We start from the raw sequence: 16,629 nt of genomic DNA, 5'->3' as shown, positions 1-16,629 counted from the left end.
CGCTACCTCGACGCCCGATAAGGCTGGACAATGACTTCGAAACCGCCATCCCCCGCTCACGCCGATCCTGATTCCGTTGCACCTGGAGCGCCTGTCCACAGCGGGTTTGTGCGGGTGCGCGGCGCCCGTGAACACAATCTCAAAGACGTCGATGTCGATATTCCTCGTGATGCGCTGGTGGTGTTCACCGGCGTGTCCGGATCGGGCAAGTCATCGCTGGCATTCTCGACGGTGTACGCCGAAGCTCAGCGTCGTTATTTCGAGTCCGTTGCGCCTTACGCCAGAAGGCTGATCGATCAGGTCGGCGTGCCGGACGTCGATTCAATCGATGGCCTGCCGCCTGCCGTTGCGCTGCAGCAGCAACGCGGTACGCCGAGCACGCGCTCGTCTGTGGGCAGCGTCACCACCTTGTCCAGCTTGATTCGGATGTTGTATTCCCGTGCCGGCAGCTATCCACCGGGCCAGCCGATGCTGTATGCCGAGGACTTCTCGCCCAACCTGCCGCAGGGCGCATGCCCCGAGTGCCACGGTTTGGGCCGGGTGTATGAGGTAACCGAGCAACTGATGGTGCCCGATGACTCGCTGACCATTCGCCAGCGCGCGATCGCCTCGTGGCCGCCCGCCTGGCAGGGGCAGAACCAGCGAGACATTCTGGTCACCCTCGGTTATGACGTAGACATCCCATGGCGCGACCTGCCGAAAAAGCAGCGCGACTGGATTCTGTTCACCGAGGAGTCACCCACCGCGCCGGTCTACGCGGGGCTGACGCCTGAAGAAACCAAAATCGCCGTTAAGCGCAAATTGGAGCCCAGCTACCAAGGCACCTTCATCGGCGCCCGTCGCTACGTGCTGCACACCTTCACTCACTCGCAAAGCGCACTGATGAAAAAGCGTGTGTCGCAATTCATGCGCGGCAGTTCGTGCCCGCTGTGCGATGGCAAACGATTGAAGCGCGAGGCGTTGTCGGTGACTTTCGCCGGATTTGACATTGGCGAGCTGCAACAGATGCCCTTGCTGAGTTTGGCCGAAGTCTTGCGCCCGGTCGCTGCCGGGACCTTTTTGGACGAACCTCAGGGTGATGGCGAGACCTTGGACCGAGCCGAAATGGACAAGGCGCGTAGCAAGCGAGTGAAGGCTGGCGGCTCGGCTCACGACGCTGCGCCCGATGTACGCGCGACGCCCAATCTGTCGATCGAAAAGCGCTTGGCCGCGCAACGCATCGCTCAGGATTTGCTGGCTCGGGTCAGCACGCTGACTGATCTGGGGCTGGGTTATCTGGCGCTGGAGCGCAGCACGCCGACGTTATCGTCCGGTGAACTGCAACGTTTACGTCTGGCAACGCAGTTGGGCTCGCAACTGTTCGGTGTGATCTACGTGCTCGATGAGCCATCAGCGGGGTTGCATCCGGCGGACAGCGAAGCGCTGTTCCAGGCCCTGCAACAGCTCAAGGCGGCAGGGAACTCGTTGTTCGTCGTCGAGCACGATCTGGAAACCATGCGCCGTGCAGACTGGCTGATTGATGTCGGCCCCGCAGCTGGCGAGCATGGCGGGCGCGTTCTCTATAGCGGTCCGCCTGCGGGGCTTGCCGATGTCGAGGAGTCCCAGACCCGCGCGCACCTGTTTGCCAAGCCCGCCGCCCAGGCCAAGGCCCGACGCACCGCGTCAGACTGGTTGCAACTGGAGGGCATCACGCGCAACAACCTGAACCAGCTGAATGCTGAGTTTCCGCTGGGATGCTTTACCTCTGTGACCGGGGTTTCCGGCTCCGGTAAGTCGAGCCTCGTCAGCCAGGCGCTACTGGAACTGGTCGGCGTCGCGCTGGGACGACCTGCCGCAGCGGTTTCGGAGCAGGATGAGCCGAGCCTGGAAGATGACGCGCCGCAGGTCACCGATGGCCGCATCGCCAGCGGGCTCGACTCGATCACGCGCTTGGTGCAGGTGGATCAGAAGCCTATCGGCCGCACACCGCGCTCCAATCTTGCCACTTACACCGGACTGTTCGACAACGTGCGCAAGCTGTTCGCTGCCACGCCTGAAGCCAAAACCCACCGCTACGACGCAGGGCAGTTTTCGTTCAACGTCGCCAAGGGTCGCTGCCCGGTGTGCGAGGGTGAAGGCTTTGTCAGCGTTGAATTGCTGTTCATGCCCAGCGTATATGCGCCCTGCCCGACCTGCCACGGCGCGCGCTACAACCCCGAAACGCTGGCAATCATGTGGGAAGGCCTGAGCATTGCTGAAGTGCTGCACCTGACCGTCGATCAAGCGGTTGAGGTGTTTGCCAGCCAACCGGCAGTGCTGCGCTCGCTGACGGTATTGCGCGACATTGGTCTGGGATATTTGCGCTTGGGTCAACCCGCGACGGAGCTGTCAGGAGGCGAAGCACAACGGATCAAGCTTGCCACCGAACTGCAGCGCACCCAGCGCGGCGCCACGCTTTATGTCCTCGACGAACCCACCACCGGATTGCACCCGTGCGACGTCGATAGGCTGCTCAAACAGCTGAATGCGCTGGTTGATGGCGGGCATACGGTGATTGTGGTCGAGCATGAGATGCGGGTGGTGGCGCAGAGCGATTGGGTGATCGACATCGGCCCCGGTGCTGGCGACAAAGGAGGTCTGATCGTCGCAAGCGGCACACCTGATAAGGTGATCAAGGCCAAGGCCAGCCGCACAGCGCCGTTCCTGAAAAAGGCGCTGCAAGATCAGTGAGGGCTGACCTCAGGCTTGGGTGTGAACCTTGATGTCCGTCAAGCCGAGCAATTCTGCTTGACGCATTACCTCGTCCGGGGACGCATCGGCATTAGGCATGTTCAGGCTGTTTTCGGAGTCGCCGAAGTGCAGCTGAATCAGGTGCATGGCGGCCTGATTGGCAGACAGATAGGCCGGTGCCAGATCGAAGGTATGACTACGCGGGGTTTGTTCGAACTGATAGGTGATGGTGTGCAGAGGCATAAGGGATTTCCTTCAAGGGACCGATTGAGGTATTTATCCTGACCAATCGGTCAGGTAAATGTTCAATCGGTCCGCATTTCATCCTCTTATCTCAGCTGAATGGCACGGGTGGTGCGCTTACCGTCCAATCAGGCAGCTGCTAGACCCAGGTGCTTGATTCTTGAGTCTTGGTCTTGTCGCAGGTAACGCAGCCACACAGCGAACGCTTGCTGCTGGCGGCAATGCGCTTCGTGCCATCCCGGACTGCCCACCTGATCTAGGCCGATCAACATCATTGCCGTCGTAGATCTATTGAGTTCGCTGAGCAGCTTCTGGCTATCTTGAGTAAGAATTTCAACGGGTTGCATAAACTGCCTCGAATGGCTGGACACTTAATCAGACTTCGATAACTTGCATTTGGTGCAAATGAACGCGTACCTGCTGACGAGCGGTAGGTCATGTGTGGTTAGACGACCGGTTCAGGACGCCCCGCGGGATCGGGATGAGGGGGCCGCAATGAAGACAGGAATTTGAGCGCCGTAAATGGCTTGTAGTGTGCAGTTTGCAGGATTCAGAAACGACTCAGGCGCTTCGGAATGCTCCGTAAGCGCCTGATTTGTATGGTGCCCCGAGCCGGAGTCGAACCGGCACATCCTTTCGGACGACGGATTTTAAGTCCGGTGTGTCTACCAATTTCACCATCAGGGCGGTAGCACTGGTGTGCGCCTCTGCGGCTTGCTCAGCAAGCGGCCTGCGCAACGAGAGGGGGAATATATACATCCCTCCCCTGTGACGCAAGGTCAAGAATGGCTAAATGCGGCAGAATATTCTTGGGGAGCAACTTAAAAAAGCGCGATAAATCAGGGCTCTACGTAGCTGCAATCTGGTGATGACGCCCCGGCCGTAGCGTCAGGGTACCTCGGTGCCTCCCTACGACCTGCCCTACGTAGAACCATGCAAAAGAGTCTAATGCCGCGCTGGTAAGGTCGTCAGGTGCGGGAGCAGTTGCGGAAGCGATTCAAAAGTTGCGGAAGCGTTTAGTTAATCCAACGCATAAGAAAAAGCCCCTAAGACGTTGATCTTAGGGGCTTTTAAAGTGGAGGCCGAGGTCGGAATCGAACCGGCGTAAGCGGATTTGCAATCCGCGGCATAACCATTTTGCTACTCGGCCTCAAACATTCAGTGTTCCAACCACTAACACTCAATGCATACAAACTGGAGCGGGAAACGAGACTCGAACTCGCGACCCCGACCTTGGCAAGGTCGTGCTCTACCAACTGAGCTATTCCCGCCTCTTGGTGGCCGCCATTCTATAGATTCAAATGACGGCGTCAACCCTTTGATTCAAAAACTTATTTCTCATCCGTCGTGGTTCGCAGATGCGGCCACGCGGCGCGCAAATACTGCACCATCGACCAAAGCGTCAGCCCGGCGGCGATCATCAGTAGCACGTAACCCAACACCACCCAGAAGGTGAACGCGGGGGGATTGGCCAGCAGAATGACCAACGCGATCATCTGTGCAGCGGTCTTCCACTTGCCCAGATTGGACACGGCAACCTGAGCGCGGGCGCCCAGTTCTGCCATCCATTCACGCAGCGCGGAGATGACAATCTCCCGGCCGATGATGACAGCGGCTGGCAAGGTCAGCCAGAAATTGGCATGCGCCTGAACCAAGAGCACCAACGCCACGGCCACCATCAGCTTGTCTGCCACCGGATCGAGGAACGCGCCGAACGGCGTACTTTGCTCCAGACGACGCGCCAGATAACCATCGAGCCAGTCCGTCGCAGCAGCGAGCGCAAAGACAGAACTGGCCGCCATGTAGCTCCAGGTGTATGGCAAATAAAACAGCAGAATGAAGATCGGAATCAGTAAGACACGTAAAACGGTAATCAGATTAGGGATATTCATCGGCACAACTGGCTACGAGGTGAGCGGGCATTCTACTCGCTGTGCAGGTTCGCATAAATCGACTCTGCCAGCTTTTTACTGATTCCCGGTGCTTTAGCAATTTCTTCGATGCTGGCGCGGGACAATTCCTGCAATCCACCAAAGTGTTTAAGCAGGTCACGCCGCCGCGTCGGCCCTACCCCAGCCACGCCTTCCAGCGTCGAGGTACGGCGTGTCTTACCGCGTCGGGCACGGTGTCCGGTGATCGCAAAACGGTGGGCTTCGTCGCGGATCTGCTGGATTAAGTGCAGCGCCGGCGAATCTCCTTTTAATGTGAATTCATGCGCGGCGTCGTTCAGGTACAAGGTCTCAAAACCTGCCTTGCGCGTAGCGCCCTTGGCGATACCCAGCAATATCAGGTCAGGGACGGCCAGTTCGTTCATGACCTCGCGGGCCATGGAAAGCTGGCCTTTGCCGCCGTCGACGATCAGGATATCCGGCAACTTGCCCTCGCCGTCCTTTATTTTGCTGAAGCGACGGGTCAGCGCCTGGTGCATGGCGGCGTAGTCGTCACCGCCCGTTATGCCTTCGATGTTGTAACGGCGATAGTCGGATTTGATCGGCCCTTCAGGTCCAAACACCACGCAGGACGCAACCGTGGCTTCGCCGCTGGAGTGGCTGATGTCATAGCACTCAAGGCGCAGCGGCGCTTCGTCGAGCTTGAGCACCTCGGCCAGGGCCTCGAAGCGCGCGGCCATATGCTGCCTGTTCGCAAGCCTGGCGCCCAATGCTTGTTCGGCGTTGGTCACCGCCAATTGCTGCCAGCGGGCACGAGTACCTCGCACGCGATGACTAATGGTCAATTCACGCCCGCGTGAGGTCTCGATCGCCTCTATCAATGCCGGGAAGTCTTCGTTGACCACATTGACGATGATCTCGCCTGGCAGCTCCCGGTCAGTGCCGCCCAGGAAATACTGCGCCAGAAACGCCGACATCACCTCGCCAACCTCCTCCTCGATACCTACCTGCGGAAAGAAGTTCTTGCTGCCCAATACACGCCCACCGCGCACGCTGATCAAATGTACGCACGCACCGCCCGGGTTGGTGAAAGCTGCGACAACATCGACGTCGCCGGTGCCGCCGTCCATGCTTTGCTGATCTTGCACACGCCGCAGCAAACCAATCTGATCGCGCAATTCTGCGGCGTGCTCGAAGTTGAGGTCCATGGCCGACTTCTCCATCAGCATGTTCAACTCATCGCTCAGCGCATTGCTGCGGCCTTCGAGAAACATCACGGAGTGGCGCACATCCTCGGCATATACCTGTGGCTCGACGAACCCGACACAAGGCGCCTTGCAGCGCTTGATCTGATACTGCAGACAAGGTCGATTGCGGTTTTTGTAGAAACTGTCTTCGCACTGGCGGACAAGGAACGTCTTCTGCATCAGGCTCAAGCTTTCGCGAATCGCGCCGGCGCTTGGGTAGGGTCCGAAATAACGACCTTTGGCCTTTTTTGCCCCTCGGTGAATGCTCAATCGTGGAAACGGGCCGTCCGACAGATAGACGTAAGGGTAGGATTTGTCGTCGCGCAGCAGAATGTTGTACGGCGGACGTGATTCCTTGATCAGCGTCTGTTCCAGCAACAACGCCTCTGTTTCGTTGGCAGTGATGGTGGTTTCGATCTGCGCAATCCGTGCGACAAGTGCGCCTGTCTTGGGTGCATGGCCAGTTTTTCGAAAATAACTGGCGAGACGTTTTTTGAGGTTCTTGGCCTTACCTACATATAGAAGTCGCGCCTCTTCGTCGAACATCCGGTACACACCCGGACGGCCGCTGCAGGTAGAAAGAAAAGCACTGGGATCGAACGATTGAGTCATTTCAGGCGCTGGCATCGACCATGCCGTGACGGACAGCCAACAAAGCCAATTCGACATCACTGCCAATCGATAGCTTTTCAAAGATGCGGTAACGGTAGGTATTCACGGTTTTAGGGGACAGGCATAGCTTGTCAGAGATCGTCTGCACTTTCTGGCAGCCGACAATCATGAGTGCAATCTGGATTTCCCGCTCGGATAACAGGTCGAACGGGGAGTTGCTGGCTTGGGGCTGAAATGACTTGAGTGCGAGCTGTTGGGCAATTTGCGGGCTGATGTAACGCTGCCCCGCAAAAACCAGGCGAATTGCCTGAACCATTTCGGTCAGCCCCGCGCCCTTAGTCATATAACCGGCGGCACCAGCCTGCAGCAACCGGGTCGGGAACGGATCATCCTCACACACCGTCACTGCCACCACTTTTATATCAGGATGACTGATCAGCATTTTACGTGTCGCTTCAAGACCGCCGATGCCTGGCATCTTGACGTCCATCAGCACGACGTCTGGCTTCAACTCCCGGGCTTTCTTGAGGGACTCCTCACCCGAATCAGCCTGTCCAACGACCTGCAGACCATCAATGTCGGCCAACATGCGCGTGATACCTGTCCGAACCAGATCGTGGTCATCGACAACCAGCACCCTAATCAAGCAGACACCTCACGAAACAATTTATGACGAATGCACGTCACTTTAGCAAAAAAGAATGAGCGGGACCCAACTTGCTGCCGGGTCGGCGCTGAAGCGTAGAAACTCAATGCTGCTGCCGACAACCTATCATCATCGGCAGCATCCTTTGCATATATCTTCGAGCCTGTGCCAAAGCAGAGCCTGGTTGCTAATCTTCTTGCGCTGGTCTTTTCACCGCCGCATACGGTGCCGAAAACTCGGCAAGCGTTGTAGTCAGACGGCGAATAGCGTCCTGATCCTCTTTCTCCAACGACCGGTAACTGCCCAGTACCCACTCCTCCACCTGACTCAGACGATTGAGCTGGACCGGAACACGCCTGCCGGTAAGCACATACAGAACATCGACGCCGCTGCGAGCAACCGCTGCCAGATAATCAGCCTTCGGCATACGATGACCGCTTTCATATTTTCCCTGGGCGTTGGCCTCGACACCGCCGATTTCACCGAAAGCTTTCTGGGACAGTCCCAGCCGGTCTCTTTCTTCCCTAAGTCGAATGCCTATTCCACTCATTTGAATGCATAATCCTGTTGACTCCATCCTTACGAATGGTAGAATCCGATAAAAATATACTGACTTGAACGGTTTTGAACTATGCCCGGAATCCGTACTGCAGCACAAGCCAAGGCCTGGCTGGAACAACAGGGAAAATCGGTTCAAGAGTTTGCTCGGGAAAATAACGTTGATCCGGCAACGACTTACCAGATTTTATCGGGTCGCAAAAAAGGCCGTCGCGGAGAGGCGCATCGCGTGGCTGTCCTTTTAGGAATGAAGGTCGGTGTGATTGTGGCCGCCGATGGCAGCCTGATTGTGCTGCCCGCGGACCAATAGCGGGAGGGGCGTCAAGCCACTCAACCAAGCTGTGCACCCACACGATTAGATCAAAGACTCAACAACTGCGGACCAATGACCGTTGCGATTTGTCGCTATCAATAAAAAGTCGCCCTCGCCCTCAATGGCCGCAATCTGTTCACCATCCGCTCCCCATATGGCGCTCCGGCCTGCCGCATGCCAGATTCCGGTTGGACCGCCGTGGTTTGCCATCATCACTACAAACCGATGTTCGCGCGCATAGTCAGCAAGCACCTGCGCGTCAGCGCTATATCCGTTTCTGGAAATCAACACGCTGGCCGCATACATCTCCGCGCCGTCCTGCGCTGCTTTTAGCGCATGACTGGCGTGGCTGAAGTCAGCGCAGACCGCCAGTGCAATCTGTTGCGAATCGACGCTCAACCTGGCGCCGCCAGTACCCGCAGTGAACACTTGCTCCTCACCGGCATGCAGATGTTGCTTGGTATAAACGCCAGGTTGGCCCTCCCTGCCGAAGATCAGTGCGGCGATCAAGATGTCAGATCCCGAACCCGCGAGAAGCGGCGCCCCTACTACAGTGATCATCCCACTCTGCGCCGCGAAGTCGCGCAGTGGCTGCAAGCGTGCATCATCAGCGCCCGTCGCCAGCTCACGGGCCAGCGCGGGCTCGTAGCCGGTCAACGATAGTTCGGGGAACAGCAGGAACTGCACGCCACGCTCGGCCGCCTGACCCATGAATCGCAAATGCTTTTGTACATTGGCGTGGACCTCGCCCGCCGAGACGGCAATTTGCGCAACAGCGTATGTGGTGACACTCATTCCAAGATTCCCTCTCATGATTTCCTGATGACACAGCGTTGGCGGCCAACAGTCGCTGATACTTTACCGATTATGCCCCTTCGTTCCGATGTGAAGAAAACAATGCCAGGCGCGCTGAGCAATTCGATAGCAGTTATTGATATTTCCAATTGAATACGGTCGCCGCCCTGAAGTAAGCTCACGCCCACTCAACGGAGACACATCATGTTGCCTTTCACCTCTTCACAGCTCTGCAGCACTGCCGACGCCACGCGTCCGGTTGCGCAATTGGCTGTGTCGGATGCGAGCCAACTGGGCAAGTCCCGCGCTTCTTATTTTTATGGGTATTGGTTTAGCCACTGGCGCGCCTGATACCTATCCGGCGCCCACTGTTAAGGGGACGCCAACCAGAGAATTCTCTACCCCCGGTCGGCTACCCGACCGGGGGTTTTGTTTTTTCAAGCCCGCAAAATTGCCGAATGCAACTCAACCGATCAACGAGGACGACCACATGACCAACCGCCGCTATTACCGCAACGACATCGACTTCGCCTGGCGATTTAGCAACCTGCGCTCGGGCCAACCAGCCGCCTCCGACCGTTCATTGACAGGCGGCAGCCTTACCCAGTCAGCCAATCCGGCTAATTGTCGAACACCCCAGTAGGCCCGCGCGGGACCGTTCCCCGCCGGCCAGGAAGCCAGAACATGAATTCGTCCGTTGCCACCAAAAGCCTGTCAGACATCGCGTCCAGCGCTGTGACCTTGCTCGATAGCATTTCTGCCCCACAGCGCTTGCCCAGCGCGTTGCACCTCAAGCATCAACTCCCGCTGGATGCATCGCTGACCCAGCAAGTTGACGCACACCGCCAGTCGGTCCGTGCGATCCTCAACGGCGAAGACTCCCGTTTGCTGGTCATCGTTGGCCCATGCTCAATCCATGATCCGCAATCGGCGCTGGAATACGCCCAGCGCCTGGCTCAACTGTCCGCAGAAGTCAGCGATCAGATGCTGCTGGTCATGCGCGCCTACGTTGAGAAACCGCGGACCACGGTCGGCTGGAAAGGCCTGGCCTACGACCCGCACCTGGACGGCAGTGACGACATGGTCGGCGGCCTCACGCTGTCTCGGCACCTGATGCGCGAAATGCTGAAGCTGGGCTTGCCGGTCGCCACAGAATTGCTGCAACCCATGGCAGCCGGCTACTTCGACGACCTGTTGAGTTGGGTGGCCATTGGTGCTCGAACCACCGAATCGCAAATTCACCGCGAGATGGCCAGCGGTCTGGCAATGCCGGTGGGATTCAAGAACGGCACCGACGGCGGCGTCGCCATCGCCTGCGACGCGATTCGCTCGGCGGCCCATCCCCATCGCCACTTCGGTGTTGATCGCCAGGGGCACTCGGCAATCATCGAAACCCAAGGCAACCCCGACACACATATCGTGTTGCGCGGCGGGCATAGCGGCCCGAACTACGATCAGCAGAGCGTCGCCCAGGTCAACGCCAGCCTGCTGAAAAACCGCACCGCTGCGCGAATTATGGTTGATTGCAGTCATGCCAACAGCGGCAAGGACCCATTGCGCCAGCCCGCCGTGTTCAGAGATGTGCTTGAGCAACGCTTGCGGGGCGACAGCAGCCTGATCGGAATGATGCTGGAAAGCCACTTGTTCGAAGGGTGCCAGCCGTTGAGTGGCTCGATGCGCTATGGCGTTTCGGTGACCGACGGCTGCCTTGGTTGGGATAGCACCGAGCAAATGTTGCGCGAGGCGGTGCACGCACTGCGGTTCAGGTAACAACTAGAAATGGGAAGCCGGCCTACGATGTGTGGCCGGCTAATGTTTGGGCCGTCACCGATGACTGCGAAACGCTCTGCCTTTTATGACTGTTGGCGTAAGAAACAATCCTGCCGCCACGAAGACACCTCTGGATCCCAGTGTCATCCCGCGCGCCGTACCCTGAATCGGCGTGCCCGTCAGCGCATTCACGTCCATGCAAACCTGAGCGCAAGATCGGTCTAGCCGCGCCCAACCCTTCCTTCACTTTATCCACCACGTCGGTATCGTCACCGCCCCGCAACCCGCCCGGATCTGTGTATGCACATGGAAGTGACGACCAAATACCCCATTTTCCTGGTTCATGGCCTTTTCGGCTTTGACCGTATCGGCTCATTCAACATGTTCTACGGCATACAGGAGGCCTTGGAAAAAGCTGGTTGCCGAGTGCATGTCCCTGCTCTCTCCAGTGCTCATGATAACGAAGTCCGAGGTGAGCAACTGCTTGAGCAAATAGAGCGTTTCCTTAAAAGGACAGGCTTTACCAAGGTCAACCTGTTTGGCCACAGTCAAGGCGCCTTGACCTCACGCTACGCCGCCGCACAGAGCCCCGACGTCGTTGCCTCGGTCACCTCCATCAGTGGGCCCAATCATGGCTCGGAAGTAGCCGACCGTGTGCGCCAGGCGTTTGAACCCGGCGCGTTGCCGGAAAGCGTCGCCGCGCCCTTGATCAAGGGATTCTCGCAGTTCCTGGCGTTGCTCGGTGGCGAGCACTCTCTGCCGCAAGATCCGATCGCAGCACTGGATGCCCTGACTACCGCAGGTGTCGGTGCCTTCAACGCCAAATACCCACAGGGTTTACCGGCCAGAGGGGGCGAAAGCGGCCCGGAACGGGTCGATGGCGTGGGCTACTATTCCTGGAGCGGCTGCATCGCAGGCAACCTGTTGAACGAAGGCAAGAACGCCCTCGACCCACTGCATCTGGCCTGCCGCAGCTTCGCGCTGCTATTTGAAAGGGAAAAAGACTTCAATGACGGCCTCGTCGGACGTTTCAGTTCGCACTTGGGTCATGTGATCCGATCCGACTATCCGATGGACCACGTAGACACGATCAACCAGAGTGCAGGGGTCGTGCGCGCTCTTATCGATCCCGTTGCACTGTACGTCGAGCATGCTGTAAGGCTCAGCCGTAAAGGGCTGTAGCACCGATGGCCAATCGCCGACGCGAGGAACGGTCAGGAACTTTATTGGAAAAAACCTTCCTTAATCCGGTAGGCTCTTCCTTTTTTTCACAGGAGTAATACTCAAATGGCCAAAGCTACTGCCCGCCACATCCTCGTTTCCAGCGAAGAGAAGTGCAACGAACTCAAAGCTCAGATCGAAGGCGGCGCTGATTTTGCCGAGGTTGCAAAGTCCAACTCCAGCTGCCCTTCCAGCCGTCAGGGCGGCGACCTGGGGTCGTTCGGTCCAGGTCAGATGGTTAAAGAATTCGATACCGTGGTATTCAGCGCGCCGGTCAATGTGGTTCAAGGTCCGGTCAAAACCCAATTCGGTTATCACCTGCTTGAAGTGACCAGCCGTCAGGATTGATTCCCATACCGCTTGTCAAAATGGCCCGCTTTTATAGCGGGCCGTTTTGTTTCCGCCGCCGCACTGAGCTGAGGCGTCATTGCGGCAAAGAAATTGCTTCGTTTTGGCGCTTATCCCGTTGATCGAGCATTGCGGACCGAAAGGCCACAGCGACACTATGTCGATCTTCATATTTCGCACGCATCATGCAGTTACAACCGGGCTCTGAAATCCGGTACCTTGGCAACAGAGGTAACGAACAAGAACAGCGGATGGGCAGTTAATGCCGGCCCGAGACCCTCAACCCTGATGCCTAGCTTCGGGCATCAGTCAGGATTCGTTTAATGCGTTTTGTTTTTTCATCGCTGATGGTTGCAACGCTGGCCCTTGTCTCGGGTTTTCAATCCTTGTCTGCCGCCCCCCAACACGCATTGACCGTTTACGGAGAAGCACCCCGCTACCCTGCCAATTTCCAGCACTTCGATTACGTCAATCCGGACGCCCCAAAAGGCGGCAGCATGCGACGCTCTGCGCTGGAAATCGGTCAGTTCGACCACATCATGCCGTACCTCGACAAAGGCACTGGCGTGTCGCAGGTCAATGGCCTTCTCTACTCTCCACTGGCGGTGCGCTCGCTGGATGAGCCCTACACGGTTTACGGGCTAGTGGCCGAGAAGATGGAGCGTGGCGCGGACGGCATGTCGCTGCGGTTTTTCCTTAATCCAAAAGCTCGATTCGCCGATGACACGCCCATCACGGCCGATGACGTGCGTTTCACCTATAACCTGCTGATGACCCAAGGCAGCCTTTCGTACCGGACCGAGTTTGAGGACGTCAAGGCGGTCGAGGTCGAGTCACCGACCCAAGTGCGTTTTGACTTCAAGAGCAACCAGAGCCGCACCCTGCCGCTGGACCTCGCCTCGTTGCCGGTCTTCCCCGAGCACTTCTGGAAAACCCGCGATTTCGCCGACGCCGGCAACTTTGAAATCCCGGTGGGCAGCGGCCCTTACCGCATTGGCAAGGTCGACCCAGGACGCAGTGTCACCTTCGAGCGCAACCCGGACTGGTGGGCCAAAGATTTGCCGGTCGCGCGCGGGCTCTACAACTTCGATCACTTTAACGTTGAGTATTTCGGCGATATCGACGTGGCGCGTCAGGTGCTGCGCGGTGGTGGCTATGACTACAACCGGGAATTCTCCGCCACGGGTTATTCCATCGGTTATGCCGGTGATGCGCTGACAGAAGGACGCTTGCAGCGCGCGCATCTGGCCAAAGGCGCGGTACAAAGCTCTCAGGGTTTCGTGTTCAATCTGGACCGCAAGAAATTCCAGGACCGCCGGGTGCGCCAGGCGCTGGCGATGCTGTGGGATTTTGAGTGGACCAATAAGCAGATGATGCGCAACGTCTACATTCGCCAGAGCAGCTACTTCTCCAACAGCGATCTGGCAGCGACGCAGCTGCCGAGCGAATCGGAACTGAAAATCCTCGAGCCGTTGCGCGGGCAGATCCCGCCTGAAGTGTTCACCACCGTCTTCGAAACACCCAAAACCGATGGCACCGGCTTCATCCGGGACAAGCAATTGCAGGCGTTGGGCCTGCTGGAAGAGGCCGGCTGGATGCCCAAGGGCGACCAATTGGTCAACGCCGCAGGCGAGCCGTTGAGTTTCACCTTCCTGAATGGCCAGAGCGGATTCGAGAAAATTCTGCTGCCGTACAAGCGTAATCTGGCGCAGATCGGCATCGATTTCGAAATCCGTCGCATCGACTCGGCGCAATACCTGAACCGCGTCATGGCCCGCGATTACGATATGATCGTCACGGGCTACAACGTGTCGACTTCGCCGGGCGTTGAGCTGTACAACAGTTTCGGTTCCAAAGTGGCGAAAGATCCTGGCTCCAGCAACTACATGGTGCTTCAGGACCCAGCCATCGACACACTCATCAACGGCCTGGCCACAGCTGACAACAAACCGGCCATGGTCGACTACGCCCACGCGCTGGATCGGGTCATGCAGTGGGGCTATTACTGGATCCCCAACTATTACCCGCCGGGTTCTTCCACAGTCTGGTGGAACCGTTTCGGCATTCCGAAAGTGCAAGCCAGCAACAGTGAAGCCATCGACACCTGGTGGGAAGTCAGCCCGCAAGCGCTGACCAACGAGCAGTTCGCCAAACAGCGTGGCGCCTCGGCCATTCCCACGGAGGTGAAGTAATGCTCGGTTACCTGTTGCGGCGCCTGCTGCTGATCATTCCAACGCTGTTCGCGATTCTGCTGGTGAACTTCTTTATCGTTCAGGCAGCGCCCGGCGGCCCTGTCGAGCAAGCCATCGCCAAGCTGCAAGGGGTGGCGGGCGGTTCCATTGGCGCCGGTCATACCGAAACCATGAACACCGGCCAGTCCCGCGCCAGTCGTGGCCTGGACCCCAAACTGATCGAAGACATCAAGCATCAATACGGTTTTGACAAGCCGCTGCACGAGCGACTCTGGTTGATGCTGACCAGCTACGCGCGGCTGGACTTCGGCAACAGTTTCTTCAGGGGCGCGAAGGTCACCGACCTGATCCTGCAGAAGATGCCGGTGTCGATCTCCCTCGGCTTATGGGCGACGCTGATCACCTATCTGGTGTCGATCCCGCTCGGCATACGCAAGGCAGTCAAGCACGGCAGCCATTTCGACATCTGGACCAGCACCGCCATCATCATCGGCTACGCGATGCCAGCGTTCCTGTTCGCCATGTTGTTGGTGGTGGTGTTTGCCGGCGGCACATCGTTGAACTGGTTCCCGGTGCGCGGGCTGGTGTCGGAAAACTTCGATCAACTGAGCACCGTGGGCAAAATCGCCGACTACTTCTGGCATCTGGTGTTGCCGGTCATGTCACTGGTCATCGGTGGTTTTGCGACGTTGACCATTCTCACGAAGAACTCGTTCCTCAATGAAGTCACGCGTCAGTACGTAGTGACGGCACGCGCCAAAGGCTTGAGCGAACGCCGCGTGCTCTACGGTCATGTATTTCGCAACGCCATGCTGCTGGTGGTCGCGGGCATCCCGCAGGCATTCATTAGCGTGTTTTTCGCAGGCTCCCTGTTGATCGAGGTGATCTTTTCCCTCGACGGCCTGGGGCGCATGAGTTATGAGGCTGCCGTTTCACGGGACTATCCCGTGGTGTTCGGCTCGCTGTTCATTTTCACCCTGTTCGGTCTGCTGATTAAGCTGGTGGGCGACATCTGCTACACCCTGGTTGATCCCCGAATTGACTTCAGCGCGAGGAACGTTTGATGCGCAGATTGTCTCCGGTGGCTCGCCGTCGTTTCGAGCGTTTCCGTAATAACCGCCGTGGCTGGTGGTCGCTGTGGCTGTTTTGCGGCCTGTTCCTGATCAGCCTGGGCGGTGAGTTGATCGCCAACGACAAACCCTTAGTGCTCAGTTATCAGCACTCGTTATACTTTCCTGCCTTCAAACGCTACACCGAGCAGGAGTTCGGCGGGCAACTGCCGTTCCAGCCTGACTATCGCAGCGATTACGTGCAGAAGCTGATCGAAAAAGGCGATGGCTGGATGCTTTTCCCGCCGATTCCTTTCAGCGACGACACGCCCAATTACGAGCTGAACAAACCGGCGCCAAGCCCGCCCTCCTCGGTCAACTGGCTGGGCACGGACGATCAGGCCCGCGACGTGTTGGCCCGGGTGATTTTCGGCTCGCGAGTGTCGATTCTGTTTGCCCTGGCATTGACTGTCATCAGTGCGCTGATCGGCATTGCGGCCGGGGCGTTGCAGGGCTATTACGGCGGCTGGGTGGACCTGATTGGTCAGCGACTGCTGGAAGTCTGGTCCGGGCTGCCGGTGCTGTACCTGCTGATCATCCTGTCGGGCTTCGTCGAGCCTAACTTCTGGTGGCTGCTGGGGATCATGGCGCTGTTTTCATGGCTGGCGCTGGTGGACGTGGTGCGCGCCGAGTTCCTGCGCGGGCGCAATCTGGAATACGTGAAAGCGGCCCGCGCCCTAGGGCTGGATGATCGCAAGGTGATCATGCGGCACATTTTACCCAACGCTATGAACGCGACGTTGAGTTACCTGCCGTTCATCCTGACCGGCGCTATTTCGACGCTGACTGCTCTGGATTTCTTGGGTTTCGGCATGCCGGCCGGCAGCGCGTCACTGGGCGAACTGATCGGCCAGGGCAAGCAGAACCTGCAAGCGCCGTGGCTGGGCCTTACCGCTTTTTTCACCCTGGCGCTGATATTGTCGCTGCTGGTTTTCATAGGCGAGGCGCTGCGTGATGCCTTCGACCCGAGGTCCTGA

The 16,629-nt window shown here is 58.0% G+C and carries 16 protein-coding genes and 3 tRNA genes; 10 read left to right on the top strand and 9 right to left on the bottom strand.

Annotation, left to right across the window (positions count from 1 at the left end):
* The first annotated feature begins 30 nt into the window (after positions 1–30).
* Entirely contained in the window at positions 31–2,709 is a 2,679-nt protein-coding gene (locus ACWKWM_RS03185; RefSeq protein WP_483844715.1) for an excinuclease ABC subunit UvrA, read from the top strand.
* 9 nt (positions 2,710–2,718) lie between these two features.
* On the opposite strand, the gene ACWKWM_RS03180 is transcribed toward ACWKWM_RS03185, so the two are convergent.
* The 8 genes from ACWKWM_RS03180 to ACWKWM_RS03145 form a co-directional block, all read right to left on the bottom strand.
* On the bottom strand, positions 2,719–2,952 hold the full coding sequence (locus tag ACWKWM_RS03180) for a hypothetical protein (protein WP_483844714.1): 234 nt from the start codon (positions 2,950–2,952) through the stop codon (positions 2,719–2,721).
* A gap of 600 nt (positions 2,953–3,552) precedes the next feature.
* A tRNA-Leu gene (locus tag ACWKWM_RS03175) sits at positions 3,553–3,639 on the bottom strand.
* 389 nt (positions 3,640–4,028) lie between these two features.
* Positions 4,029–4,102, bottom strand: a tRNA-Cys gene (locus ACWKWM_RS03170).
* 45 nt (positions 4,103–4,147) lie between these two features.
* Positions 4,148–4,223, bottom strand: a tRNA-Gly gene (locus ACWKWM_RS03165).
* Between the two features lie 60 nt (positions 4,224–4,283).
* Entirely contained in the window at positions 4,284–4,844 is a 561-nt protein-coding gene (gene pgsA / locus ACWKWM_RS03160; protein WP_483835804.1) for a CDP-diacylglycerol--glycerol-3-phosphate 3-phosphatidyltransferase, read from the bottom strand.
* A 32-nt stretch (positions 4,845–4,876) separates the two neighbouring features.
* On the bottom strand, positions 4,877–6,700 hold the full coding sequence (uvrC, locus tag ACWKWM_RS03155; protein WP_483844978.1) for an excinuclease ABC subunit UvrC: 1,824 nt from the start codon (positions 6,698–6,700) through the stop codon (positions 4,877–4,879).
* Between the two features lies 1 nt (position 6,701).
* Positions 6,702–7,346: a response regulator transcription factor GacA gene (gene gacA / locus ACWKWM_RS03150; protein WP_483844713.1), complete on the bottom strand. Its 645-nt coding sequence runs from the start codon at positions 7,344–7,346 to the stop codon at positions 6,702–6,704.
* Positions 7,347–7,533: 187 nt separating this feature from the next.
* Positions 7,534–7,896 carry a helix-turn-helix domain-containing protein gene (locus ACWKWM_RS03145; RefSeq protein WP_483844712.1) on the bottom strand — a complete coding sequence of 121 codons (363 nt, stop codon included), beginning with the start codon at positions 7,894–7,896 and terminating at the stop codon, positions 7,534–7,536.
* Between the two features lie 81 nt (positions 7,897–7,977).
* Between ACWKWM_RS03145 and ACWKWM_RS03140 the strand changes: the two genes are divergently transcribed.
* Positions 7,978–8,214, top strand: coding sequence for a DNA-binding protein (locus ACWKWM_RS03140; protein ID WP_483844711.1), 237 nt, complete (start codon positions 7,978–7,980; stop codon positions 8,212–8,214).
* 45 nt (positions 8,215–8,259) lie between these two features.
* Here ACWKWM_RS03140 and ACWKWM_RS03135 read toward each other — a convergent pair whose 3' ends face one another.
* Positions 8,260–9,012, bottom strand: a complete 753-nt coding sequence (locus ACWKWM_RS03135) for a carbon-nitrogen hydrolase family protein (protein WP_483844710.1) — start codon at positions 9,010–9,012, stop codon at positions 8,260–8,262.
* On the opposite strand from ACWKWM_RS03135, the gene ACWKWM_RS03130 reads away from it, so the two are divergent.
* From ACWKWM_RS03130 to ACWKWM_RS03095, 8 genes are all read left to right on the top strand, one after another.
* Positions 8,938–9,165, top strand: a complete 228-nt coding sequence (locus tag ACWKWM_RS03130) for a hypothetical protein (RefSeq protein WP_483844996.1) — start codon at positions 8,938–8,940, stop codon at positions 9,163–9,165. The two genes, ACWKWM_RS03135 and ACWKWM_RS03130, sit on opposite strands and share 75 nt — an antisense overlap.
* 51 nt (positions 9,166–9,216) lie before the next feature.
* Positions 9,217–9,363 (top strand): hypothetical protein, encoded by a 147-nt coding sequence (locus ACWKWM_RS03125; protein ID WP_483844709.1) that lies wholly within the window; start codon positions 9,217–9,219, stop codon positions 9,361–9,363.
* A 333-nt stretch (positions 9,364–9,696) separates the two neighbouring features.
* Positions 9,697–10,782 (top strand): 3-deoxy-7-phosphoheptulonate synthase, encoded by a 1,086-nt coding sequence (locus tag ACWKWM_RS03120; RefSeq protein ID WP_483844708.1) that lies wholly within the window; start codon positions 9,697–9,699, stop codon positions 10,780–10,782.
* Positions 10,783–11,082: 300 nt separating this feature from the next.
* The gene (locus tag ACWKWM_RS03115; protein WP_483844707.1) at positions 11,083–11,964 is read left to right on the top strand and encodes a lipase family alpha/beta hydrolase; all 882 of its coding nucleotides are present in this window, start codon (positions 11,083–11,085) and stop codon (positions 11,962–11,964) included.
* A 105-nt stretch (positions 11,965–12,069) separates the two neighbouring features.
* Positions 12,070–12,351, top strand: coding sequence for a peptidylprolyl isomerase (locus ACWKWM_RS03110; protein WP_027898593.1), 282 nt, complete (start codon positions 12,070–12,072; stop codon positions 12,349–12,351).
* A gap of 323 nt (positions 12,352–12,674) precedes the next feature.
* Positions 12,675–14,543 carry an extracellular solute-binding protein gene (locus ACWKWM_RS03105; RefSeq protein ID WP_483844706.1) on the top strand — a complete coding sequence of 623 codons (1,869 nt, stop codon included), beginning with the start codon at positions 12,675–12,677 and terminating at the stop codon, positions 14,541–14,543.
* On the top strand, positions 14,543–15,607 hold the full coding sequence (locus ACWKWM_RS03100; RefSeq protein ID WP_483844705.1) for a microcin C ABC transporter permease YejB: 1,065 nt from the start codon (positions 14,543–14,545) through the stop codon (positions 15,605–15,607). Before ACWKWM_RS03105 ends, ACWKWM_RS03100 begins: the two co-directional genes overlap by 1 nt.
* Positions 15,607–16,629 carry an ABC transporter permease gene (locus ACWKWM_RS03095; protein WP_483844704.1) on the top strand — a complete coding sequence of 341 codons (1,023 nt, stop codon included), beginning with the start codon at positions 15,607–15,609 and terminating at the stop codon, positions 16,627–16,629. The genes ACWKWM_RS03100 and ACWKWM_RS03095 overlap by 1 nt, the downstream gene beginning before the upstream one ends.

This window comes from Pseudomonas rosaeacicularis (genome assembly GCF_057128745.1).
The sequence above is the reverse complement of the archived record's forward strand: the minus strand, read 5'-3'. Positions and strand labels throughout refer to the sequence as shown.